The following is a 4,662-nucleotide window of genomic DNA, read 5'->3' on the forward strand; positions in this document are numbered from 1 at the left end:
GCGAATACGATCGACGCGGACGACCCATGGTGAACATCCTTCCAGGGACCATTGGTCCCGCTATCTCAGATGTCCATTACTTCAGGGGAACCCCAATCCAAGTCGTATTTGCCCTCCTGCGTCAAATTGTTGATGTGAGGATCCAGATGCCCGGATAGCCAGGACGGATCGTCGCCATGCGGGTGGATCACTTGGTCGAACGACTGGGGGTCGGCGAGGGAGTTGTATCCGGCCCCCAATGCCTTCCATAGGTAAGCCGCCTCCTGGGGCGACTTCGCATCGGCGAGCATCTTCTCGAATCCCGCACGATCCGGCGCCGACATGGAATTGAGGAATTGCGATGCTCGTGCCAGCCCAGTGGGCGTAAGAATGTTATTCAGCGGATCGCCGAAAGATCCGAAATCGCCCGAATATGCCAGAACCACGGAACTCAGGGGGCTGATGCCGGGTGAATTGATCTGCCGCGCCCGTGCCCGCGCCGAACATTGATTCAATGCGTCGGCCGCATCCGATACAGCGCCTTCCAGGTTCCGTGCTGCGGCAAGGCGCGCCTTGCATCCTTCGTCAGCGAGCTGCCACGGTTGCATACAGCCGGACCGAGACCCCCGACTTTAACGTTACTCGGGCTTCGTACAGCAAACCGATGCCCATGGCGTCCCGCTTGTGTCGGTCGCTCATCTGTTCAGCCCAGACGGCCAGCGCCGCGCGTCCGGAGTCGAACGCTTCGGCCGTCGCCTGCGCTTGCGCCGAGATCGCAACGATGCCTTTGACGCGTTCTCGGCCGCCTGTCCCCGCCACGCCGCCTGCAAGGGACCGCGGGCTACAGCATACAAGTCGGCACACGCCATCGCTGAGTTCGTCTCGATATGCTTGTAACCATCGGTAATCGAGGTGAGTGTCGAGGGTGGTTGTGCCATGGCGGGGGGGCTGCAGCGCCACGGAAATGGCCCCGTCCAAAAACCGGTGACCAATACCTTCGGAGTTGCACATGTCGATCAAATCCGCTGCCAATTGCAGCGCTTGCGCCTGGCGCATTCTGGCAGCGCCCTGCCCCGGGACACATTGCCTCTGGAGTCGCTCGTAGGTTTAGTGACTGGTACGGGGACGGGATTCTGCCCGCCGCCGCTGCCGGGTGCGGGCGTGACGGGTACAGCTGGGTCGCGGAAATTGCTCCCGCTGCCTAGGATTATCGAGCCCCCGATGCTGTCTTGCTGCACCATCACTTTCGCTGTATCGGGTATCAGTGCTGCAACTTCGTGCACGGCGGCGCTGGCGGTTCGCAACTCTGGCATCCATGCATTGTGGAAATGGCGCCATGCGGATTCTACTTGGGGATCACCCAGCCCCCCGAGTGCATTCATGACAAGCTCGCCCACCATGAAATCCAACGCTGTATCCAGGTCGTCGGCCGTTTTGGAAACAATCGCTACGGAACTCTTCAGCTCAGCAGTGTCGAGCTTGAAATCCAACGTTGATTTCATGTCGCTGGCCGAATTCTTCAACTTATCCAGATTATTAGACACTCCAGGCGATTGGTTGTTGGGGACACCCGGGTCTGTACCGGGCCCACTGTTCGGATCGGGTGCCGGTGTGGCCGCCGGCGAACCGCTACCCCCTGGATCTACCAGCACAATGTCCCTCATCTTCCATGAACCGCGCTCTTATCGAGTCGTCGTATCGTGGCGTTAGCCCACTGTTATTCCCGTACGCAGTATAGGTAAGGAGCCTCTCAGTCCCGGCACTTTATGGGAGCCCTGCAGTCGAAACATCCGCCATATGGCGGAAGTTGACGAAGATCGAGCGGACTCCAGTTCGGTGAGAACCGCCGATCGCTCTCGTCAGTTGAGCATTGAGTTGCCTTCCCAGCACCGGTAAATGCGAGCCTGCTGCAGCGAATTCGGGGCTATCCTCGGGCTCTGGCGACGTCGGTTTCGAATCGTGTGCGGTTGTCGGTTCATCCGAATGATCCGCATAGATTTCGCCGCAGTTTGGAGTGTAGGAAATGTCGGAAATAGTGTCGGAATTGGACGTTCGCAGCGAGGAGGACGTCGTCCTCCGGTCGGTTGTGGTGCACAAGATACGAGTGCCACACGGTAGTGGTCCGCTGAAGCGGCCACGCATGGGGCACATCGAATTTCTAAATTGTCTTCCGCTGTATTGGGGTCTGGCGAGGACCGGAAGCCTCGTCGGATTGGAAATGACGGTTGCGTCGCCGGAGTGGCTCAGCGACGCGCTCGCGACCGACCGACTCGATATCGGTCCGATCAGCACATTCGAATTCCTTCGGCATGCCGAGGATCTGACCGCGTTGTCTGGTATTGCAGTGGGCTGTAACGGGCCGGTGATGTCGTGTCTGATCGTCAGCACAGTGCCGCTGGAGGATCTGGACGGTGCGACGGTCGCCTTCGGAAATACCAGCCGCACCTCGGTGCAGTTGGCGCAATTGTTGCTGCGTCACGCCGTCGGTGTCCGATGCCGCTATGTGACATGTTCGCCGGACGTCGATGCGATGTTGCGGGTCGCCGCCGCCGCGGTCATCATCGGCGATGTTGCGTTGATTGCGGCCGGTGACGCGGTCCGCCGAGGCCACCATGTCTACGATCTCGGCCAGATGTGGCATGACTGGACGGGTTTGCCGTTCGTATTCGCGGTTTTCGCTGCGCGACGGTCGTTCTTGGACCTTCATCCGGAGATAGTTCACGCGGTCCATCGCGATCTGCTGACCGCGCGCGATGTAGCACTCGAGGAGGTCGACGAGATTTGCCGTGAGATTGCACCTTGGGAGACGGTGGACGAAGCGACGCTGCGTCGTTACTACACGGTTGCGCTGGACTTTTCGTTCGATCAGCGGCAGCGGGACGGCGTAGCCGAGTTCGCCCGTCGGGTCGGCGGTCCGGCCGCCGGGTTCGCCCCGGACGTGGGATTTCGTGTACTCGAATTGGAACAGCCACCCTGGCGTTCGCATCAGCCGCCGCACCCACTTGCGTGAGATCGCAAGCCCGGCCACGCGCGGCCAGGCGTGCACCCAGCGCGCCCGGATTGCCGCCAGCCGATCGTGGTTCGCGTCGATCAACCGGATAGACACCGAATCCTCGGACGCTGGCGATCACCTTCTGGCACAGGACGTTCGCGCCCGACGAGCGTTACTCGCCAGCGGCTCGGTGCATGCGCTCGCGTTACCCGGTGGCGGTGCACTCGAATTCGATCATTCGCAGCTTGATTCATGGAGTAGACGATCGTGAATTCTGACCGGATGCGCCCACACGGCTACGGCACACCAGTGAGCTGCCCGTTCTCGGATAATCAAACCAGATATGGAGCGCCGCCTATACCAAGCTGCGCCGGCGAGCCGGTCGGCCACGACAACGCGTCACTCGATTTTCCGAACGCGATGAGCTACTCCGACTATCTGTCTCTCGGGGCGATCCTGAGCGCACAGCATCCGCTGTCGCCGGATCCCAACGAGTTGCTGTTCATCATCCAGCATCAGACGACCGAGCTGTGGATCAAGCTTGTTCTTCACGAGCTTACTGTGGCACTCGAGGCGATACATCGCGACGAGCTGCCATCGGCTTCGAAGGTGCTGGCTCGGGTGTTACGAATCTTCGAGCACCTCGTGCAGGCGTGGAACGTGCTCGCGACGCTGACACCGTCGGAATATTCGGTGATCCGGCCCTATCTCGCGCAGTCATCTGGATTCCAGTCTTATCAGTACCGGAAGCTCGAATTTCTTCTCGGCAACAAGAACTCGAAATTACTCCGTTCGCATGCTCACTGCCCCCAGGTGCTCGAGCAGGTGCGCGCGATGCTCGACGCACCATCGTTGTACGACGAGGTGATCCTTCTGCTCGCTCAGCGCGGTTTTCCGATTACTCCCGCCCGACTCGAGCGAGATTGGGCGCAGCCGCCGCAGCGCGATCAGACCGTCGAGGATGCGTGGATCGAGGTGTATCGCAACCCGCAGAAACACTGGGATCTGTATGCGATGGCCGAGCAACTCGTTGACCTCGAGGATATTTTCCGACAGTGGCGCTTCCGTCACGTGACGACAGTCGAACGCATCATCGGCTTCAAACAGGGGACCGGCGGAACGAGCGGCGTGCCCTATCTGCGGAAGGTTCTGGACGTAACGCTTTTTCCAGAGCTCTGGCACATGAGGACGATTCTTTAAAGTGTGACGTGAGCGGGAGCTAGGATCTCGATGTTCGACAGCGGCACAACAACCGTACTGTTTGAGCCGGTTGGAACAGCTTCAACCTGGTGCGGCGGCGATAGATCCGCGGATCAGATCGAACGAGGATACACGTCCGGCTGCTCGACCTCGCCACCGCCTGTTGACCTGCTGTTCGACAAATTCGGTGATGATTGCGGCGACCCGGCGGGGACGCAAGTGATCATGGATCGCGCGGGTAGAGTTGCTATTGTCGGCGCAGTGCCCGCACCGGCCGAGTCCATGGCCGACCCTACCGGGACAGCATCCGGATCCCGGCCAGCACCGTGCGAACATGGTGCGATTGGCCTGTTCCCGATGAGTGAGACCGCTTGATCCGGCCCCTGGACGGGAGACTGGGGTTCCCCTGAAGTAATGGACATCTGAGATAGCGGGACCAATGGTCCCTGGAAGGATGTTCACCATGGGTCGTCCGCGTCGATCGTATTCGC

5 protein-coding genes are annotated in these 4,662 nt (G+C 60.2%); 2 read left to right on the forward strand and 3 right to left on the reverse strand.

Translation table 11 applies throughout. The annotated features are described in order from the left end of the window. Positions 1-65 precede the first annotated feature (65 nt). The 3 genes from ACFYOW_RS49315 to ACFYOW_RS49325 all read right to left on the reverse strand — a co-directional run bounded on the left by ACFYOW_RS49315 (position 66) and on the right by ACFYOW_RS49325 (position 1,523). On the reverse strand, positions 66-323 hold the full coding sequence (locus ACFYOW_RS49315; RefSeq protein WP_387299079.1) for a hypothetical protein: 258 nt from the start codon (positions 321-323) through the stop codon (positions 66-68). Between the two features lie 241 nt (positions 324-564). Beyond that, positions 565-1,035, reverse strand: coding sequence for a hypothetical protein (locus tag ACFYOW_RS49320; RefSeq protein WP_387299081.1), 471 nt, complete (start codon positions 1,033-1,035; stop codon positions 565-567). Continuing rightward, positions 996-1,523 carry a hypothetical protein gene (locus ACFYOW_RS49325; RefSeq protein WP_387299083.1) on the reverse strand — a complete coding sequence of 176 codons (528 nt, stop codon included), beginning with the start codon at positions 1,521-1,523 and terminating at the stop codon, positions 996-998. Before ACFYOW_RS49325 ends, ACFYOW_RS49320 begins: the two co-directional genes overlap by 40 nt. A gap of 479 nt (positions 1,524-2,002) precedes the next feature. Here ACFYOW_RS49325 and ACFYOW_RS49330 point away from each other — a divergent pair, with 479 nt between their 5' ends. Beyond that, positions 2,003-2,989, forward strand: a complete 987-nt coding sequence (locus tag ACFYOW_RS49330) for a menaquinone biosynthetic enzyme MqnA/MqnD family protein (protein WP_387299085.1) — start codon at positions 2,003-2,005, stop codon at positions 2,987-2,989. Positions 2,990-3,238: 249 nt separating this feature from the next. Continuing rightward, a complete protein-coding gene (gene kynA / locus ACFYOW_RS49335; RefSeq protein WP_387299087.1) occupies positions 3,239-4,171 on the forward strand; it encodes a tryptophan 2,3-dioxygenase in 933 nt (310 codons plus the stop codon). Positions 4,172-4,662 lie beyond the last annotated feature (491 nt).

It is taken from the genome of Nocardia sp. NPDC006982 (assembly GCF_042869435.1).
In the GTDB taxonomy this organism is placed as follows: Bacteria; Actinomycetota; Actinomycetes; order Mycobacteriales; family Mycobacteriaceae; genus Nocardia.

Bases quoted from the DNA above. Each gene is read 5' to 3' on its own strand.
- ACFYOW_RS49315 (WP_387299079.1), bottom strand. From the start codon at position 323: ATGTCGGCGCCGGATCGTGCGGGATTCGAGAAGATGCTCGCCGATGCG.
- ACFYOW_RS49320 (WP_387299081.1), bottom strand. From the start codon at position 1,035: ATGCGCCAGGCGCAAGCGCTGCAATTGGCAGCGGATTTGATCGACATG.
- ACFYOW_RS49330 (WP_387299085.1), top strand. From the start codon at position 2,003: ATGTCGGAAATAGTGTCGGAATTGGACGTTCGCAGCGAGGAGGACGTC.